The sequence below is a fragment of the Mesorhizobium sp. WSM4847 genome (assembly GCF_055811335.1).
This window is the reverse complement of sequence record NZ_JBVVPY010000005.1, coordinates 220,701-238,996: the sequence shown is the minus strand read 5'-3', so window position 1 is coordinate 238,996 and position 18,296 is coordinate 220,701. Positions and strand designations below refer to the sequence as shown.

The 18,296-nt window shown below is 63.3% G+C and carries 18 protein-coding genes; 11 read left to right on the top strand and 7 right to left on the bottom strand.

Annotation, left to right across the window (positions count from 1 at the left end; all coding sequences use genetic code 11):
• Positions 1 to 111: 111 nt before the first annotated feature.
• Both glpX and recJ read left to right on the top strand, forming a co-directional pair.
• Positions 112 to 1,095: a class II fructose-bisphosphatase gene (gene glpX, locus AC0L28_RS09310; RefSeq protein WP_473476952.1), complete on the top strand. Its 984-nt coding sequence runs from the start codon at positions 112 to 114 to the stop codon at positions 1,093 to 1,095.
• Between the two features lie 61 nt (positions 1,096 to 1,156).
• Positions 1,157 to 2,941, top strand: a complete 1,785-nt coding sequence (gene recJ, locus AC0L28_RS09305) for a single-stranded-DNA-specific exonuclease RecJ (RefSeq protein ID WP_473476950.1) — start codon at positions 1,157 to 1,159, stop codon at positions 2,939 to 2,941.
• Positions 2,942 to 2,986: 45 nt separating this feature from the next.
• On the opposite strand, the gene AC0L28_RS09300 is transcribed toward recJ, so the two are convergent.
• The 3 genes from AC0L28_RS09300 to folE form a co-directional block, all read right to left on the bottom strand.
• The gene (locus AC0L28_RS09300) at positions 2,987 to 3,955 is read right to left on the bottom strand and encodes a patatin family protein (protein WP_023801041.1); all 969 of its coding nucleotides are present in this window, start codon (positions 3,953 to 3,955) and stop codon (positions 2,987 to 2,989) included.
• 84 nt (positions 3,956 to 4,039) lie between these two features.
• Positions 4,040 to 4,510: a phosphoribosyl-AMP cyclohydrolase gene (hisI, locus tag AC0L28_RS09295; RefSeq protein ID WP_023801042.1), complete on the bottom strand. Its 471-nt coding sequence runs from the start codon at positions 4,508 to 4,510 to the stop codon at positions 4,040 to 4,042.
• A gap of 138 nt (positions 4,511 to 4,648) precedes the next feature.
• Positions 4,649 to 5,284 (bottom strand): GTP cyclohydrolase I FolE, encoded by a 636-nt coding sequence (folE, locus tag AC0L28_RS09290; protein ID WP_023801043.1) that lies wholly within the window; start codon positions 5,282 to 5,284, stop codon positions 4,649 to 4,651.
• 240 nt (positions 5,285 to 5,524) lie between these two features.
• Here folE and AC0L28_RS09285 point away from each other — a divergent pair, with 240 nt between their 5' ends.
• The 6 genes from AC0L28_RS09285 (at position 5,525) to AC0L28_RS09260 (ending at position 11,036) form a co-directional block, all read left to right on the top strand.
• The gene (locus AC0L28_RS09285) at positions 5,525 to 5,971 is read left to right on the top strand and encodes an iron-sulfur cluster assembly scaffold protein (protein ID WP_023801044.1); all 447 of its coding nucleotides are present in this window, start codon (positions 5,525 to 5,527) and stop codon (positions 5,969 to 5,971) included.
• Positions 5,972 to 5,978: 7 nt separating this feature from the next.
• On the top strand, positions 5,979 to 6,356 hold the full coding sequence (yidD, locus tag AC0L28_RS09280; RefSeq protein ID WP_473476946.1) for a membrane protein insertion efficiency factor YidD: 378 nt from the start codon (positions 5,979 to 5,981) through the stop codon (positions 6,354 to 6,356).
• 124 nt (positions 6,357 to 6,480) lie between these two features.
• Positions 6,481 to 7,305 carry a class D beta-lactamase gene (blaOXA, locus tag AC0L28_RS09275; RefSeq protein ID WP_473476944.1) on the top strand — a complete coding sequence of 275 codons (825 nt, stop codon included), beginning with the start codon at positions 6,481 to 6,483 and terminating at the stop codon, positions 7,303 to 7,305.
• 166 nt (positions 7,306 to 7,471) lie between these two features.
• The gene (gene thrS / locus AC0L28_RS09270) at positions 7,472 to 9,448 is read left to right on the top strand and encodes a threonine--tRNA ligase (protein WP_128170790.1); all 1,977 of its coding nucleotides are present in this window, start codon (positions 7,472 to 7,474) and stop codon (positions 9,446 to 9,448) included.
• 198 nt (positions 9,449 to 9,646) lie between these two features.
• Entirely contained in the window at positions 9,647 to 10,033 is a 387-nt protein-coding gene (locus AC0L28_RS09265; RefSeq protein ID WP_473476941.1) for a hypothetical protein, read from the top strand.
• Positions 10,034 to 10,097: 64 nt separating this feature from the next.
• On the top strand, positions 10,098 to 11,036 hold the full coding sequence (locus AC0L28_RS09260; protein WP_287174045.1) for a lysophospholipid acyltransferase family protein: 939 nt from the start codon (positions 10,098 to 10,100) through the stop codon (positions 11,034 to 11,036).
• A gap of 48 nt (positions 11,037 to 11,084) precedes the next feature.
• On the opposite strand, the gene AC0L28_RS09255 is transcribed toward AC0L28_RS09260, so the two are convergent.
• Positions 11,085 to 12,050: a hypothetical protein gene (locus AC0L28_RS09255; protein WP_023801050.1), complete on the bottom strand. Its 966-nt coding sequence runs from the start codon at positions 12,048 to 12,050 to the stop codon at positions 11,085 to 11,087.
• A 156-nt stretch (positions 12,051 to 12,206) separates the two neighbouring features.
• Here AC0L28_RS09255 and AC0L28_RS09250 point away from each other — a divergent pair, with 156 nt between their 5' ends.
• The gene (locus AC0L28_RS09250; protein ID WP_128244793.1) at positions 12,207 to 12,791 is read left to right on the top strand and encodes a nitroreductase family protein; all 585 of its coding nucleotides are present in this window, start codon (positions 12,207 to 12,209) and stop codon (positions 12,789 to 12,791) included.
• Positions 12,792 to 13,400, top strand: coding sequence for a flavin reductase family protein (locus AC0L28_RS09245; RefSeq protein ID WP_473476939.1), 609 nt, complete (start codon positions 12,792 to 12,794; stop codon positions 13,398 to 13,400).
• 12 nt (positions 13,401 to 13,412) lie between these two features.
• On the opposite strand, the gene AC0L28_RS09240 is transcribed toward AC0L28_RS09245, so the two are convergent.
• Positions 13,413 to 14,294 (bottom strand): HpcH/HpaI aldolase/citrate lyase family protein, encoded by an 882-nt coding sequence (locus AC0L28_RS09240; protein WP_473476936.1) that lies wholly within the window; start codon positions 14,292 to 14,294, stop codon positions 13,413 to 13,415.
• 3 nt (positions 14,295 to 14,297) lie between these two features.
• Complete coding sequence (locus AC0L28_RS09235) at positions 14,298 to 14,774, bottom strand: MaoC family dehydratase (RefSeq protein WP_473476934.1); 477 nt, start codon at positions 14,772 to 14,774, stop codon at positions 14,298 to 14,300.
• 238 nt (positions 14,775 to 15,012) lie between these two features.
• On the opposite strand from AC0L28_RS09235, the gene AC0L28_RS09230 reads away from it, so the two are divergent.
• Positions 15,013 to 16,134, top strand: a complete 1,122-nt coding sequence (locus tag AC0L28_RS09230) for a DUF2336 domain-containing protein (protein WP_473476931.1) — start codon at positions 15,013 to 15,015, stop codon at positions 16,132 to 16,134.
• A 56-nt stretch (positions 16,135 to 16,190) separates the two neighbouring features.
• Here AC0L28_RS09230 and parE read toward each other — a convergent pair whose 3' ends face one another.
• Positions 16,191 to 18,242, bottom strand: a complete 2,052-nt coding sequence (gene parE, locus AC0L28_RS09225; protein WP_023801056.1) for a DNA topoisomerase IV subunit B — start codon at positions 18,240 to 18,242, stop codon at positions 16,191 to 16,193.
• Between the last annotated feature and the right edge of the window lie 54 nt (positions 18,243 to 18,296).

The following is an 18,296-nucleotide window of genomic DNA, read 5'->3' as shown; positions in this document are numbered from 1 at the left end:
ATCGTTGTGTTTTCAAAAAAGACCCGCAGAGGTCTTGCTGTTGTCATGGAGCTTTGACACAACCGGCGCGCCTCTGGCGGGAGGCAATGTGCCAACGAGGATTGTCCACCGATGAACGTTGCCCAGAACATCGTCGCCGGCCTTGACCGGATACTCACAATGGAACTGGTGCGTGTCACCGAACGCGCCGCCGTTGCGGCAGCCAGATTGCGCGGACGCGGCGACGAAAAGGCTGCCGACCAGGTCGCGGTCGACGCGATGCGCGAAGAGCTCAACCGCCTCGCCATCAACGGCACGGTGGTGATCGGCGAAGGCGAGCGCGACGAGGCGCCGATGCTCTATATCGGCGAAGAGGTCGGTTCCGGCAAAGGCCCGGCGGTCGATATTGCGCTCGATCCGCTCGAAGGCACGACGATCTGCGCCAAGAACCTGCCCAATGCACTGGCGGTCATCGCCATTGCGGAAAAGGGCAGCCTTCTGTTCGCGCCCGACGTCTATATGGACAAGATCGCCATTGGCCCGGGTTATGCGGACGGCGTCATCGACATCGATGCCGCGCCGGCCGAAAACATCGCCAGCCTGGCCAGGGCCAAGGGCGTGGCGGTGTCGGAGATCACCGCCTGCATCCTCGACCGGCCGCGCCATGGCGCGCTGATCGAGGCGGTGCGCACCACGGGCGCTGCGATCCGGCTGATCGGCGATGGTGACGTCGCCGGCGTCATCCATACCACCGATCCGGACGAAACCGGCATCGACATCTATCTCGGCACCGGCGGCGCGCCGGAGGGTGTGCTGGCGGCGGCAGCGTTGCGTTGCACCGGCGGCCAGATGCAGGGAAGGCTGATCCTCGACACGCCGCAAAAGCTGGCGCGCGCGGCGAAGATGGGCATCCTCGATCCGAAGCGGGTCTACCGCGCGCAAGACATGGCGCGCGGCGACGTGCTGTTCGCGGCAACCGGCGTGACCGACGGCAACATGCTGGCCGGCGTCAAGTTCGGCCGCAATTTTATCACCACGCATACGATCGTGCTGCGCTCGTCGTCGCGCACCGTGCGCGAGATCAAGGCCAGGCACCAGGATCTGGAAAAGTTTTGATTCCCGACTCGGCTGGCCGTCGCATATTGTGAGAAATGACAATCCGCAGACGGCGCGTCGCATGACGGGCGAAAACCGTATCTTCCTCGATGTCAGGCAGTCGGCATCAGGTGTTTCCTGGGAGCACCGGTTGACCGAGCGGCAGGACATGACCGCGCTTGCCATAGCGCAAGGCTATGGCGTGCCGGACATCGTTGCGCGCGTGCTTGCCGGGCGCGGCGTGACCGCCGAGCAGACCGAGCGGTTCCTGGATCCGACCATCCGCGATCTTTTGCCGGACCCGGCGTCGCTGACCGACATGGACAAGGCCGCCGCCCGCATCGCCGGGGCAGTCGTTGCCAGGGAAAAGGTGGCGATCTTCGGCGACTACGATGTCGACGGCGCCGCCTCGTCGGCGCTGCTCAAGCGGTTCCTCACGCATTTCTCGGTGCCTGCGGAGATCTACATACCGGACCGTATCTTCGAAGGGTACGGCCCCAATCCGGAAGCGATGCGCGAACTCGTCTCGCGCGGCGCGACGCTGATCGTCACCGTCGATTGCGGTACCAACAGCGCCGTATCCATCGACGCGGCGAACGCTGCCGGCGCCGATGTCGTGGTGCTCGACCACCACCAGCTCGGCGGTCCGTTGCCGGCAGCGGTTGCGGTCGTCAATCCCAATCGCGAGGACGACCTTTCGGGGCAGGGCCATCTTTGTGCCGCCGGCGTCGTCTTCCTGGCGCTGGTGCAGACGGCGAGGATCCTGCGCGGCCGGTTGCCCGATGCCGCACCGCCGGACCTGCTCGGCTTGCTCGACCTCGTTGCGCTGGCCACCGTTTGCGACGTGGTGCCGCTGACCGGCGTCAACCGCGCCTTCGTGGTCAAGGGACTGCAGATCGCACGCCAGCAGAGGAACGAAGGATTGGCGGCGTTGGCGCGGGTCTCGCGCATCGGCGAGCCGGTCAGCACCTTTCATCTGGCCTATCTGATCGGCCCGCGCATCAACGCCGGTGGGCGCATCGGCGACGCAGCACTCGGCAGCCGCCTGCTCGCCACCGACGATCCCGTCGAGGCCCGCACCATCGCCGAGACGCTGGACCGGCTCAATCAGGAGCGGCAGCAGATGGAACTGGAAATGCTGGCCGCGGCGCGCGTCGAGGCCGATGCCGAGCTTGCCGGCGGCAATGGCCCGGCCATCGTCGTCACCGCCAGCTCCAACTGGCATCCGGGCATCGTCGGCCTGCTGGCCTCGCGGCTCAAGGACCATGCGCGCCGGCCGGCTTTCGCCATCGCCTTCAACGCCAATGGTGTCGGCACTGGGTCCGGCCGTTCGGTGTCGGGCTTCGATCTTGGCCGGCTGGTGCGCGAGGCGGCCATTGCCGGGCTGATCGTCAAGGGCGGCGGCCATGGCATGGCGGCCGGCATCACGGTGGAGCGGGCGAAACTTGGCGCGCTCAGGGCCTTCTTCGAGGAACGAGCGGCGGCCGAGGTGTTCCCGCTGCAAGGCGAGGAAAGCCTGGCGATCGACGGCGCGCTGGCCGCCGAAGGCGCGACGCTTGGCCTGCTCGATGCACTGGAGAAAGCCGGCCCGTTCGGCGCCGGGCATGTCGCACCGGTCTTCGCGCTGCCGCGCCATCGCCTTGCCGATGCGAGGCCGGTCGGCACCAATCACATCCGCGCCGAGTTGCAGTCGGAAAGCGGCGGCCGCATCCAGGCGATCGCGTTTCGCGCCGTCGATACGGCGCTCGGCGAATTCCTGTTCAAGAACAGGGGCAAGCCGGTGCATGTCGCCGGTTCGCTGTCGGGCAATCACTGGAACGGCAACCGCACGGTGCAGTTCCGCATCGTCGATGCCGCGCGCGCCTGAGGATAGCTTCCGTTTTCTGCGCGGACCTTCAGTTCGGGTCGCGCTTCAGGCGAGAACCGCCTGCAGGCGGGCCAACTCGTCGATCTGCGCCATCGTCACCTGATAGCCGATGCGGATCGCCTCGTCGGCGCGATGGAATTCGGTCAGGCCGATATGGCTGAGTTTTGGCTGCAGCGACATATCAGGCGGGTCGCCGGCAAGACGCGCCCGCGAAATGCGATCCTGGATGATGTTGAAGGCTTCGACCATAACCCCGGTGATGCCGAGCCGTGTCTGGTACTGGTGCCCTGTGTCGATCAGGCCGGGCCTTGGCGCGTCCTTCTCGACGACCAGTTCGCCGGCGCTGTGCTTGATGACGGCGGCGCGGCCGAACAGATCGTAGTGAAGGTTCACCGCGACCACGAGCGGCTGCTCGTAGGCGCGGCACACCGAGACCGGGACCGGATTGACCAGCGCGCCGTCGACCAGAACGCGCCCGTTGCAACTGACCGGTTCGAATACGCCGGGCAGGGCGTAGGAGGCGCGCATGGCGGTGATCAGCGAGCCGCCCGACAGCCAGATTTCATGGCCGGTGCGGATCTCCGTGGTGACGCAGACGAAAGGTTTTGGCAGATCCTCGAAACGGATGCCGGCCATGTGCTCGCGCAGCCGTGCATCGAGCTTCATGCCGCCGAACAGTCCGCTGCCGCGCAGGTTGAGATCGAGAAGACCAAAAATGCGCCGCTTGGTCAGGCTTCTGGCGAATTCTTCCAGCTCATCCAGCTTGCCGGCAAGGTAGCAGCCGCCGACCAGCGCGCCGATCGAGGTGCCGGCGATCATCGACACTTCGATGCCGGCTTCGTCGAGCGCGCGCAGCACGCCGATATGGGCCCAGCCACGCGCGCAGCCGCCGCCCAGCGCCAGCGAAATGCCTGTTTTCCTGGCGGGGCTCTTTTCGGATGCACCGGCGGACGATGACAGGCCATTCGCCTCCCGAACGTCTGGTCTGTTATGCAATGACGCCCATTCGAGCATCACAATCTCCCTTGTCCCGCGGCTAAATTATCGGCAGGCCGTATCGAAATCATGAATATACGTGATTGCAGTTCGGCGAATGGTTCAAATAGATGGTTCATGAGGCTTTCGATACGTTTCTTGCGTATCGAACAGCGGCTTGCTGCCATCGTTGGCAAGCGTCCCCTTGCCGTCGATCAGTCCCACCGTCCGATAAAAGCAGGAACGCCGGCCGGTGTGGCAGGTTGCGTCGTGGCCCATCACTTTGACGCGCAACCATATTGCGTCCTGGTCACAATCCGTGAGCATCTCGACGATTTTCTGGACATTCCCGGATGTTTCGCCCTTCTTCCACAGAGCGCTGCGCGAGCGCGACCAGTAGTGGGCGATGCCGGTTTCCAGCGTCAGCGCCAGCGCCTCGGCGTTCATATGCGCGACCATCAGCAGCATGCCGTCTTCGGCATCGGTGACGACGACGGTGACCAGGCCGCCGGCATCGAAGCGCGGCGAAAAGACCGTGCTTTCTTCCAGTGCTTTCTTGTCTGATGGAGCTTTCGGAAATTCCACTGCCGACATCGCCGGTCCTTGTTCAGAGCCTCGCCGAGCACGATCGGATCGGAACGGGCGAGGCTCTGTCTTGTTGTTTGGCCATGATCTGATCCGAGAACCGGTTCTCATTTCTCGCGACCATGGCTGGCGGCCGGCGAGGCTCGTTCAGCCCCTGCCGCCGCGCACCATGGTGACGAAACGGACCTGTTCCTCGGGCGTGTCCTTGAAGACGCCGGTGAAGGTCGAGGTCAGCGTCGTGGAGCCTTCCTTGCGGATGCCGCGCATGGCCATGCACATATGCTCGGCTTCGAGCATGACGGCGACGCCGCGCGGATTGAGCACATCCTGGATGACGCCGGCGATCTGTGCGGTCATCGCTTCCTGGGTCTGCAGGCGCTGGGCAAAGATATCGACGACGCGGGCGATCTTGGACAGGCCGACGACCTTGCCGTCCGGCAGATAACCGACATGCGCCTTGCCGATGATCGGCACCATGTGGTGCTCGCAATGCGAATGGAACGTTATATCCTTGACGAGAACAAGATCGTCATAGCCGGCGACTTCCTCGAAGGTGCGGCCGAGTTCTTCGGCCGGGCATTTGTCGTAACCGCCGAACATTTCGCGATAGGCCTTCACCACACGCTTTGGCGTATCGACCAGGCCCTCCCGGTCCGGATTGTCGCCGGTCCAGCGCAACAGCGTGCGAACCGCGGCCTCGGCTTCGGCTTCGGTCGGCCGATCGGTGACCGGCTTTTCCATATAGGCGGAAGGGGGCATGAATTTCTTGATGACGGCATCCATAAAGGCGTCTCCCGTAGTTCCCCTCTCAGGAGGAACGAGTTGAACGGACCACGACCTTTCGGGTGTTAGAAACGTGCCCTGTTTCCAGCCCGTAAGCGGCGTGAAGTGAATTGAGCAGGGACGCGGTCGTTGGTCGCCTTGTCCATACCCGAGTACCAGCATTATATATGATCGTTGCGAGCGAAAGGAAGGCCGTCTGCGGCAATCGCTGTTCGCTCGGCGGCGACGGATTGGAAAAATATGATCGACGACGTCTACAATGCGAAAATTCTGGGATTTGCCGGGAATATCGCGCGGATCGGCCGGCTCGACCATCCCGATGCAACCGCGCGCGCGCATTCCAAGCTGTGCGGCTCGACGGTGACCGTCGATCTGAAGATGGATGACGGTATCGTCACCGATTTCGCCCATGACGTCAAAGCCTGCGCGCTTGGCCAGGCGTCGTCCTCGATCATGGCGCAGCATGTCGTCGGCGCCAGCGCGGATGAGTTGCGCAGCGTTCGCGAGACCATGCTGAAGATGCTGAAGGAAAACGGCGCACCGCCGCAAGGCCGCTTCGCCGATCTCAGATATCTCGAGCCGGTGCGTGACTACAAGGCGCGCCATGCCTCGACCATGCTGACCTTCGATGCGGTGGTCGACGCGATCGGCCAGATCGAGAAGAAGCGCGCCGAACAGGCGGCGTAGCCGTCAAATGGCGACGGATCACACGCATCAGAGGCCGCGATACACGCGCAACTGGCCGGGCCCCTGGCGCAAGACGCCCGGCCGAATCGTCGGCACCTCACTCGTGCGCTTCTACCAGCTGACGCTGTCCGGCTTTGTCGGCAATTCCTGCCGGCATTTGCCGACCTGTTCCGAATACGCGCACGAAGCGATCGCCCGCCATGGGCTATGGGCCGGCAGCTGGCTGGGTTTTTTCCGCGTGCTGCGCTGCGGGCCGGGCGGAACGCATGGCATCGACCGGGTGCCGGAGGTGCTGGCCGAGCGCTATGTCTGGTTCACACCCTGGCGGTACTGGCGGATCGGGAAAAAGCGCAGTGATCCGGAAACCGATGCCGGTGGGGCGTAAGCTCTGCAACCAGAGCAGGATCTTTACGATTTGCTAGGGTTAACCGCACGTTGCGCATTTAAGACAAAATCGAGACAAGACGCCTCGCTAAGCCGCTCCTGATAGCCATCAGGAGAGATTGCCAATGCGCCAGATAGACCGCCGTCCATTCGTTTTCGCCTTGGTTATCTACCTTCTGGCCTGGCTTTTTGGTTTTCCGATCCGCGCACAATCGGCGCCGCTGGGGGAGGTCGAATGCACGCTGATCCTGGATGCTGCAAGCGGTGAAACGCTGTATCGGGACGGGGTCTGCGACCAGCGCTTCAGTCCCGCCTCGACTTTCAAGGTCCCCTTGGCCCTGATCGGCTATGACGCGGGAATCCTGAGCGACGAGCACACGCCGGCCTGGGGCTACAAGCCCGAGTTCAAGGCGGTCAAGCGGGACCAGAAAACCGTCGACCCGACGATCTGGGAAAAGGACTCGGTGCTGTGGTTTTCGCAGGAAATCACCCGCCGGCTCGGCAGCGAGCGGTTCGCCGGCTACGTCTCGAAATTCGACTACGGCAACACCGATGTTGCCGGCACTCCCGGCAGGAATGATGGCCTCACCCGGTCCTGGGTGAATTCTTCCCTTGAGATATCGCCGGTCGAACAGGTGAATTTCATGCGCCGGCTGCTTGCCGGCGAACTGCCGGTTTCGGCCAAAGCCCACGCGATGACCAAAGCGATCTTGCCGACCTTCCGGTCAGGTGGCTGGACGGTGCAGGGCAAGACCGGGACCACCAGGCTTGGCGAAAGCGCCGACAAGGGCCCGCTTGGCTGGTTTGTCGGCTGGGCGAACAAGGATGCGCGCAGCATCGTCTTTGCCCGCCTGGTAATCGATACGAAACGTTCCGATACGCCGAAGGGGCCTCAGGCGCGGACGATGTTCCTGAAAGAGCTGCCGAATCTCGTCGACAGGAGCAAGTGATTGGTCATTCGCCTTTACGGCACGAAAATCTGCCCATAAAAGACTGCCGCCGGACGCATCCGGCTTTTTACTTTATGCATGTCGTCGGCCAAAAACCGCTGCACACTTTTGGGTGACATGCATTTCACCACCCGCGTTCGTTTGCGGGACTGGATAGGAGAATTTTATGCTGAATTCCGTTTCCCTGACATTTCCCGATGGCTCCGTCCGCGACTACGAAGCGGCGATGACCGGCGCCGGCCTGGCGGAATCGATCTCGAAGTCGCTGGCCAGGAAGGCGGTCGCCTACTCGATCGATGGCGTGGTGCGCGATCTTTCCGACCCGCTCGGCAAGTCCGGCAAGGTCGAGATCATCACCCGCGAAGACCCGCGCGCACTGGAGCTCATCCGCCATGACGCAGCGCACGTGCTGGCCGAAGCCGTGCAGGAATTGTGGCCGGGTACGCAGGTGACCATCGGCCCAGTGATCGAGAACGGATTCTACTATGATTTTGCCCGCAACGAGCCGTTCACGCCCGATGATTTCCCGGTGATCGAGAAGAAGATGCGCGAGATCATCGCGCGCAACAAGCCGTTCACCAAAGAGGTGTGGTCGCGCGAGAAGGCGAAAAAGATCTTTGCCGACAAGGGCGAGCGCTACAAGCTGGAACTGATCGACGCCATTCCCGAGGATCAGGACCTCAAGATCTATGCGCAAGGCGATTGGTTCGACCTCTGCCGCGGCCCGCATATGGTCTCGACCGGACAGATCGGCAGCGCCTTCAAGCTGATGAAGGTGGCCGGCGCCTATTGGCGCGGCGATTCGAACAACCCGATGCTGACCCGCATCTATGGCACGGCCTGGGCCGATCAGGCGCAGCTCGATGCCTATCAGACCATGCTGGAGGAAGCCGAAAAGCGCGACCACAGGAAGCTCGGCCGCGAGATGGACCTGTTCCATTTCCAGGAGGAGGGGCCGGGCGTCGTCTTTTGGCATGCCAAGGGCTGGAGGCTGTTCCAGAACCTGGTCAACTACATGCGCCGCCGCCTCGACGAGCAGGGTTATCAGGAAGTCAACGCGCCGCAAGTGCTCGACAAAAGCCTGTGGGAGACGTCAGGTCACTGGGGCTGGTACCGGGACAATATGTTCAAGGTGACGGTTGCCGGCGACGACACCGACGACGACCGGATGTTTGCACTGAAGCCGATGAACTGCCCCGGCCACGTCCAGATCTTCAAGCACGGTCTGAAGTCCTACCGCGATCTGCCGGTAAAACTTGCGGAATTCGGTAATGTGCATCGCTATGAGCCGTCCGGCGCGCTGCATGGGCTGATGCGCGTGCGCGGCTTTACCCAGGACGATGCCCACATCTTCTGCACCGAGGAACAGCTCGCCGACGAGTGCATCAAGATCAACGACCTGATCCTGTCGACCTATGCCGATTTCGGCTTCGACGAAATCACCGTCAAGCTGGCGACGCGTCCCGAAAAACGGGTCGGCACCGACGCTATGTGGGATCATGCCGAGGGCGTGCTGCAGGACGTGCTCGACAAGATCGCAGCGCGGTCGGGCAACCGGATCAAGACCGGCGTCAATCCGGGCGAGGGCACGTTCTACGGGCCAAAATTCGAATATGTGCTGAAGGACGCCATCGGCCGCGATTGGCAATGCGGGACCACGCAGGTCGATTTCAACCTGCCGGAACGGTTCGGCGCCTTCTACATCGGCTCGGATTCGGAAAAAAAGCAGCCGGTGATGGTGCATCGCGCCATCTGCGGTTCGATGGAGCGCTTCCTCGGCATCCTGATCGAGAACTATTCCGGCCATTTCCCGCTGTGGTTCGCGCCGCTGCAAGTGGTGGTTGCGACGATCACCTCCGATGCCGACGATTACGCGCAAAAGGTCGTCGCGCAGCTGAAGGCGGCCGGACTGTTGGCGGAAGCCGATCTTCGCAACGAGAAGATCAACTACAAGGTCCGCGAGCACAGCCTGGCCAAGGTTCCGGTGATCCTCGTCTGCGGCAAGCGCGAGGCGGAGGAAGAGACGGTCAACATCCGCCGGCTCGGCTCGCGCGACCAGGAGTCGCTCGGCCTTGGCCAGGCGGTGGCGATGCTTGCCGAAGAAGCGGTGACGCCCGACCGCAGGCGCAAACGAGTGGCCTGACCCTGGCTCCAATGGCGCATCCTTGTCGGCAGTAATCCGGGCGAAGTTCACGCCGACAAGGTTGACGTCGCAGCGCTTCGTATTTCCGTCGCAGTTTATTTCTTTGTCCTGAGAGCTGACGGGGCAATCGGCACTTGATGCAAGAAATGTGCACATATTGTGCCAACAAGTGCCATTGCAGGCGCGCCGGAGAGATCGATGACAGTCGCTCAGAATACGCAGGCAGCCATGGTGTCGGGCTTCGTGGAGAGCCTTCAGGAACCTCGCACGCCATACATTTCACCAAAACGCTTCTCAAAGGCGCTTGGGGTCCAGGTGACGAACCTGGCCGATCTGACTGGTGTTCACCGAAACACGCTTCGCAACCCGGCCTCTGAGCGACTGCAAAGCCGGATGCGCGAAATGATCAAGGCGATCACGGCTGCGGCGACGCTCACCGGAGACATCAGCAAAGCTATTTACGGGTATCGAAACGAGCCGATCGCCGAGTACGATCATAAGACCGCAGCCGAATTGGTGGCCAAAGGGCATTTTGAAGCGGTGTTGAGCTATCTCCGCGACTTGGAAAACGGCGCGCGCGGGTGAATCTCGTCCGCATCGGGCCGGACGAGGTTCACACGCTTGTCACGCCAGCCTGGTAACGAGCCTCATGCTCAAGCTGAAGATGCGCGAAAGACCGTTTCCCGAGCTCTCCTATGCCAGCCCGCATCAGCCGACATTGACGCGCTGGTTCATCCACTCCATCGAAGGCCTGTCCGGCCGCGACCGCTTCGCGGCGCTCTATGACTTTTGGCGCCGCCATGTGGTGCCGAGCGGCGAGCGCGTGTTCAGCCGCATGCTGGAGCTGATCGATGTCAGGGTGCGGACCACCGGCCAATGGCCGCCGGAAAAATTGCCTGACACGCCGCTGGTGATCGTCGCCAACCACCCGTTCGGCATCGGCGACGGCATTGCGGTGCTGTCGCTGGCCGAGCAGCTTCAGCGCCCGTTCCGTGTCATGATCCACAAGGATCTGCTCAAGATCCGCGAGATAGAGCCCTATTCGCTGCCGATCGACTTTTCCGAGACCAAGGACGCGCTCAGGAACAACATGGCGGTGCGCCATGAGGCGATGCGGCTGCTGAAAGACGGCGTCATCATCGTCGTCTTCCCCGCGGGCGGCGTCGCCACCGCGCCGAAAGGTTTTGGCCGGGCGCGCGACCTGCCGTGGAAGATGTTTCCGGCCCGTCTCGTTAGGGATGCCAAGGCGTCGGTTGTCCCAATGCACTTTTCCGGCCAGAACGGGCGGCTGTTCCACCTGGTCAGCGGACCCATGAACCTGGCCGAGCGTGACGGGCGCGTCGCGAAGTTCGTCGGCAGGGCTTCGCTGACGCTGCGTACTTCGCTGCTCATCCACGAATTCGGTCGGCTGTCCGGCAAATCGATCGACGTGCGCGTCGGCGACGTGCTGGGATGGGACGAACTGGAGCAGGTGGGCGACCGCAAGGCTTTGCTCGAGCGGCTTTACCGGGCTGTCTTCGATCTGGCTCCGGCGGAACCGCGCGGCCGCGGCCAGTTTCTGCCGCAACGCATGCGTAACGCGGCTTGATCGGCAATCATACGCTGCTGGACCGGTTCCCGCACAGGGTTCGGACGTCTAGTCCGCGCCTTCCTGAGGATCGATCGCCGAGGCCTCCGTGGCCAAAACCTGGATTTCCTGGTTCTGCCCGGCCACGACCGTAAAATCTTTCTGGTAGATGCGGTCGCGGTTCTTGGCGATGATTGTGTAGTCGCCCTCGGCAAGCACCATCGAAGCAAAGGCGCCGACGGTTTCCTGGATGGGATCGCCGGATTCGTTGAGCAACGACCAGGAGGTGTCGGCGATCGCCTCTCCGCCCGGCTCGCGCACCAGCTTCATGGTCATCTCCGCCGCACGATGCTCGACGGCTGCTTCGGTCAGCTTGCCGGCCTCGACGCGGATGTCTGAGCGGATGACCGCATTCACCGAGCCATAAGTCGAGACGACGTGATAGACGCCCGCGTTCAGCCGCACGACGCTGTTCGGCTCGACGTCGGGTATGATCAGGGCGCGATCGTGATTGGCCTCGGCCTGGCCTTCATAGATCGAAAAGCGCAGTTTCTTCGGCGGTATGCGCACCCCGCCTGACAGGACGGCGTCGAGCTTGAGTCCGCCGGCATCGAGCACGAGGCTTTCGCGCTTGGCGTCCTTGCCGACGGTGATGCGCTTGGTGGCTCCGGCCCGGCCGTAAGAGGCGTGGACCAGATAGCTGCCGGGCTCGAGCTGGAACACCGCGCTGCCGCCATGGGCGGAAGCGACCATCGGCAGCTTGCCGTCGCCGGTGGCGTCAGGCTTGAAGACGCGCCAGACGATGCCGCGTGTGATGTCGGCGCCCTTGTCGGTCAATTGCGCCGACAGCGTAATCGCCCCGCTGCTCGCCGCTGCCAGCGGTGCCTCGCTTTTTGGGGGCGCATAGTTCGACATTCCGGGAAGTTTCAGATCACCGAGGCCGTCCGCATCCTGCGCGACGGCAAGCGAAACCGGCACCATCAACAGTGCGGCTGCGAGCCAGATCGGGAAAAGTCGCGATGTCCCCTCAAACATGGCTTGCGTTGAAGCCCAAGGCGGTGGCAATTTCAAGGCTCAAAAGTCCGATCAGCTTCTACTGGAGGGCTCTTTGTGCGGCGCGCCGCGCCAAGCCCGAGCCGCCCGATGCCCCGATGGTGCGCTTCAGCTCAAATTCCAAGGAGACTTGCGCCCATGGCGTCGCCGATCATCGACTTTCTGCTGACCCGAAATTCCGCGCCGATCCCGGAGTTGAAGGAACCGGCGCCCAGCGACGCTGACATCGCGACGATGATTGCCGCCGCCTCGCGGGTGCCGGACCACGGCCGGCTCGAGCCGTGGCGCTTCATCCTCTACCGGGGCGAGGCGCGCGTCGAGATCGGCAAGAAGCTGGCGGCCCTTGCCGCACAGCGCGAAGGGCCGCTGCCGGAAGGCCGCCATAACCAGGAACTGGCGCGCTTTTCGCGCGCGCCTTTGGTGATCGGCGTGGTGTCGAGCCCGAAGGAAAACCCAAAAATCCCGCAATGGGAGATGTTCCTGTCCGGCGGCATGGCGGCGATGAACCTGATGCTATCAGCCAATGCGCTGGGCTATGGCACCAACATGATCAGCAACTGGTATTCCGACGTGCCGGAGGGCAGGGCGATCCTGGGGCTGGCGCCGCATGAGCGGGTGGTCGGCTTCATCCATATCGGCTCCTATCAGGGGCCGGCGCCGGAGCGGCCGCGGCCGGATCCGGCAAAGCTCTATGGCGATTATGCAGGGCCATGGGTGGGCTGAATGTTCTACGAGCCGTCTAAAGGCCACGGGCTGCCGCATGACCCGTCCAAGGCGATCGTGGCGCCACGGCCGATCGGCTGGATCTCGACGGTGAACAAGGCCGGCGAGGTCAACCTCGCCCCCTATTCATTCTTCAATGCGTTTTCGACGCGGCCCTTCATCGTCTGGTTTTCATCCGAAGGCGAGAAGGACAGCGCCACATTCGCCGAAGAAACGGGCGAGTTCGTCGCCAATCTCGTCAGCCGCGATCTCGCTGAAAAAATGGTCCGCACCGCGGTCGATGCGCCGCGCGGCGTCACCGAATTCGACTATGCCGATCTCGCCATGGCGCCGTCGCGGCTGGTTGCGCCACCCCGCGTGGCGGCGGCGCCCGCGGCGCTTGAATGCCGGGTGACGGAGATCATGCGTCCAAAGGCGCTGGACGGGACACCGACCGGCGCCATCGTCGTTGCCGGCGAAGTCGTCGGTGTGCATATCGACGATGCCTTCCTGAAAGACGGCATCTTCGATATCGTCAGGGCGGGCAATGTCGGCCGTCTCGGCTATATGGATTATGCCAGCGTCAGCAAGATCTTCTCGCTGCGCCGGCCTCATTGGGGAAAAGACTAGGCTGGGAAAATATTAGGCCGAAATCCCTGCCGCCCTGGCGCGTGCCAGAAGCCGCTCTGCCAGCTTGAGATGCGGCCGGTCGTACATCTTGCCGCCGATGCCGACGACGCCGGGATTTCCAGCCGCCTCGAATGCCTGGACGATCGCCAGGGAGTGTTTCACCGCCTCGGTCGACGGCGTGAAGGCGGCGTTGATGACAGGCACCTGCGCCGGATGGATCGCCATCTTGCCGGTGAAGCCGTCGCGCTCGGCCTCGGCGCATTCCGCCGCGAAGCCGGTCATGTCGCGAAAATCTGGGAAAACCGTGTCGATCGCCGCGACTTCCGCGTCACCGGCGGCGAGGATGGTCATGGTGCGGGCGAAGCGGAACACATCGGTGTAGCGGCCATTCTCGTCGCGGGCCGTGCGCGCACCGATTGCTGCCGAGAGATCTTCCGCACCCCAGGTCACGCCGACAAGCCGCGCACTTGCGTTGGCGTAGCTCGCGGTCGCCAGCACACCGGCAGCTGTTTCGGTGATGATCGGCAGGATTTTTATCGCACCGTCCGGGACCCCGCTTTCGGCCTCGTGCACCCTGAGCTTGGCCGAGAGCTGCTGGACATCCTGTCCGCTGTTCGACTTCGGCAGCATGATGCCGTCGGGTTTCACTGGCACGAGTGCCGCCAGATCGTCATTCGCCAGGCCGGTCGAGAGATCGTTGATGCGGACATAGATTGCGGAACTGGTTTGATGCCCGTGTTCGGTGATGAAGCGTGCGGCGATATCGCGGGCCAAGGTTTTGTTTTGTGGCGCGACCGAATCCTCGAGATCGACGATGACCACGTCGGCGTCGGCGCCAATCGCCTTTTCCAGCTTCTTTTCCGAATCGCCGGGAACGAACAGCAGCGAGCGCATCGGTCAGGCCGCCTTCTTCATCATCATCGCCTGCCTCGTGCATTTGGCGACGAGCACGTCGTCCTGGTTGTAGGCGCGGTGCTCGAATTCGACGATGCCGCGGTCCGGCTTCGACCTGGAGTCGCGCACCGACACCACCGTCGTCTCGACGCGGATGGTGTCCCCGTGGAAGACCGGATGCGGAAACACCGTCTCCTTCATGCCGAGATTGGCGACGGTGGTGCCGACGGTGATGTCGTTCACCGAAATACCGATCATCAGGCCCAGCGTGAACAGCGAATTGACCAGCGGCTTGCCCCATTCGCTTTTGGCGGCGAAATCGAAATCGATGTGCAGCGGCTGCGGGTTCAGCGTCATTACCGAGAACAGCATGTTGTCGCTTTCGGTGACGGTTTTCCGCAGCGTGTGCTGGAAGACGTGGCCGACGACGAACTCTTCCAGATAAAGCCCGGCCATGGTCGATCTCCTCCGCTGCCGCATCGCCCCGAAAATCGGAATCGATTTTTTGGAAAGTACGATGCTTCAAAGTGTTAGCGTGCTTTGTGCGTCCGAAAGCGCGCAAGTCGCTCTAAGGGTTGATAGGCGCTGCCTACCGCGCTCGCAAGCCAGTTAACAAAGAGGGGCAGTTAACAAAGATGGTGAACCGTTCGTAAACCATTTCTGCCTACGGTCTTCACTGGGGCGGGAACGGACTCGGGCTAGGGGCATAGCGGACGGCATGGTTGTTTCGCATTTCCTGAAATGGATTCATACGGCAAGGGTCTCTGAGCGCGCCGCGGCAGCAAGCGCATTGGCCCGCGCCTACATCAATGCCGAACTGCCTTTCGAGGATCGCTGCGCGGCGGAGGCGGCGCTGACGCTGCTGCTCGACGATGCCTCGTCGAAAGTGCGGCTGGCGATGGCAGAGGCGCTGTCGATGAGCCATCACGCGCCGCTGCAGATCATCAGCGCGCTGGCGTCCGATCAGCCGGAAGTCGCCAGCCTGGTGCTGGCACGTTCGCCGCTGCTTACCGATGCCGATCTGACCGACCGGGTTGCCGGCGGCCAGAAGGCGATCCAGAAACTGATCGCCGATCGTCCGCGCGTCTCCATGGCGGTCGCCGCCGCGATCGCCGAAATCGGCGAGCCGGAAGCCTGCGCCACGCTTCTCGCCAACAGCGGCGCCGACATCGCTTCGCTCAGCTTCCGCCGTATCGCCGAACGCCATGGCCATCTGCCTTCGCTGCGCGAAGCGCTGATATCGGATGCGCGTCTGCCCGCTGACTGCCGGCATATGCTGCTGATAAAACTTGGTGAAACGCTAAAAGGTTCGCCGCTGGTGCTGGCGCTGATGGGCCGTGCCAGAACCGAGCGCGTCATGCGCGACGCCTGCGTCAAGGCGTCGATGACGCTGATCGAAGGCACCCGCCAGGAAGAACATGCGGCGCTCATCGAGCATCTGCGCCTGCGCGGCGACCTGACCGCAAGCTTCATCATTCGCACCATTGCGCACGGCAAGGTCGATTTCTTCGGCTCGGCGCTGGTCGCGCTCAGCCAGCAATCCGAACAACGGGTGAGGGCGCTGCTGGCCGGCGGGCACGACGTGGCGCTGCAGGCGCTGCTCCGCAGCGCCGGCCTGGCCGCGGCCACGCACGCCATCATCCTGCGCGCGCTGAAGATCTGGCGCGAGGTCGCCAATGGCAAGCGCCTCGCCGGCGTCCAGGAAGTCAGCTGGCTGATGCTGAAGGAATTGGGCGGGCAGTCCGCCGAAGGCGATCTCGCCGGATTGGTCAAATCGATCCACCTCGATGCGCTGCGCGAAAACGCGCGCGGTCACGCGCTGGCGATCGCGGCGGCTTAGGCCTTATCCTTCACGAAGAACTCCGGGAACTCCGCATTCGACGCGAGCGGGTTAGCTCAGATGTCCAGCACTTCCGTCTCGGCGAATTCCGCGCGTTCCTGGATGAAGCGGAATCGGGCTTCCGGCTTGGTGCCCATCAGCGCGTCGACCGCATCCTTGGTCGCCGCCTCGGCATCGATCACGTCGACCCTGAGCAGCGTGCGCTTTCTCGGGTCCATGGTGGTTTCCTTGAGCTGGGCGGCCATCATTTCGCCCAACCCCTTGAAGCGGCCGATTTCGACCTTGCCGCGCCCGGTGAACTCGGTGCGCAGCAGTTCGTCCTTGTGCGCATCGTCGCGGGCATAGGCGACCTTGCCGCCTTGGCGGATCGAGTAGAGCGGCGGCACCGCCAGGTAGAGATGGCCGTCGCGGACCAGGCTCGGCATCTCCTGATAGAAGAAGGTGATCAGCAGCGAAGCGATGTGGGCGCCGTCGACGTCGGCGTCGGTCATGATGATGACCCGGTCGTAGCGCAGATCCTGATCGCGGTATTTTGACCGCGTGCCACAGCCAAGCGCCTGGATCAGGTCGGAAATCTGCTGGTTGCCAGCCAGCTTGTCGTTGCCGGCGCTGGCGACGTTGAGAATCTTGCCGCGCAGCGGCAGCACTGCCTGGCTGGCGCGGTCGCGCGCCTGTTTCGCCGAGCCGCCGGCCGAATCGCCCTCGACGATGAAGAGCTCGGCGCCGGCCGCGGCATTCTGCGTGCAGTCGGCGAGCTTGCCGGGCAGGCGCAGCTTGCGCACCGCGCTCTTGCGCGAGACTTCCTTCTCCTGGCGGCGGCGCACCCGCTCGTCAGCACGCGCGATCACCCATTCGAGCAGCTTCGAAGCTTCCTGCGGGTTGTCGGCCAGCCAGTGGTCGAAGGGGTCGCGGATCGCGGCCTCGACGATCCTGATCGCCTCGATCGTCGCCAGCCGGTCCTTGGTCTGGCCGACGAATTCCGGCTCGCGGATGAACACCGACAGCATGCCCGCCGCCGAGATCATGACGTCTTCCGAGGTGACGATCGAAGCGCGCTTGTTGCCGACCAGCTCGGCATAGGCGCGCAGGCCGCGCGTCAAGACGTTGCGGAAGCCGGCCTCGTGGGTGCCGCCTTCGCCGGTCGGAATGGTGTTGCAGTAGGAATTGAGGAACCCGTCGCCGCCGAACCAGGTCACCGCCCATTCGAGCGAGCCGTGGCCGCCTTGCCTGTCGCTTTTGCCGGCAAAGATTTCGCGGGTGACCTGGAATTCGTCGCCGAGCGAGGCTTTCAGATAATCCTTGAGGCCACCGGGAAAATGGAACTCGGCCTTGGCCGGCGTCGTGTCCTTCTCCTTGATCAGCGAGGGGTCGCAGGTCCAGCGGATCTCGACGCCACCGAACAGATAGGCTTTCGAGCGCGTCATCCGGTAGAGCCGCGCCGGCTCGAACGCCGCACCCTTGCCGAAGATCTGCTCGTCGGGATGGAAGCGTATCCTGGTGCCGCGGCGGTTATGCACCTCGCCGAGCTGCTCCAGACCGGTCACCGGAACGCCGCGCGAAAAGCGCTGGCGATAGAGCTGGCGGCCGCGCGCGACCTCGACCTCGAGATGGTCCGACAGCGCGTTGACGACGGAGACGCCGACGCCGTGCAGGCCGCCCGAGGTTTCGTAGACCTTGCTGTCGAACTTGCCGCCCGAATGCAGCGTCGTCATGATGACTTCGAGCGCCGGCTTCTTGAATTTCGGATGCGGATCGACCGGAATGCCGCGGCCATTGTCGGTCACCGCCAGGTATCCGTCGGCCGAAAGCTCGACATCGATGAAAGTCGCGTGGCCGGCGACCGCCTCGTCCATCGAATTGTCGATGACCTCGGCGAACAGATGGTGCATCGCCTTGTCGTCGGTGCCGCCGATATACATGCCGGGCCGCCGCCGCACCGGCTCCAGCCCTTCCAGAACCTCGATGTCGGCGGCACTGTAGCTCTCGCTGCCGTCGCGGGATGCCGGGCGCTTCGCCGCCTGCACCAGCGGGTCGGCCGGGCGCGCGGTGGCGCGAACCGGTTGCGGCTGCTTGTCCAAATTGCCGAAAAGATCGTTGCTGTCGTTCATGCTGGTCCTGGATTGCGATGCTGCGAATCACCACCCGATACTGCCACGCTTTTT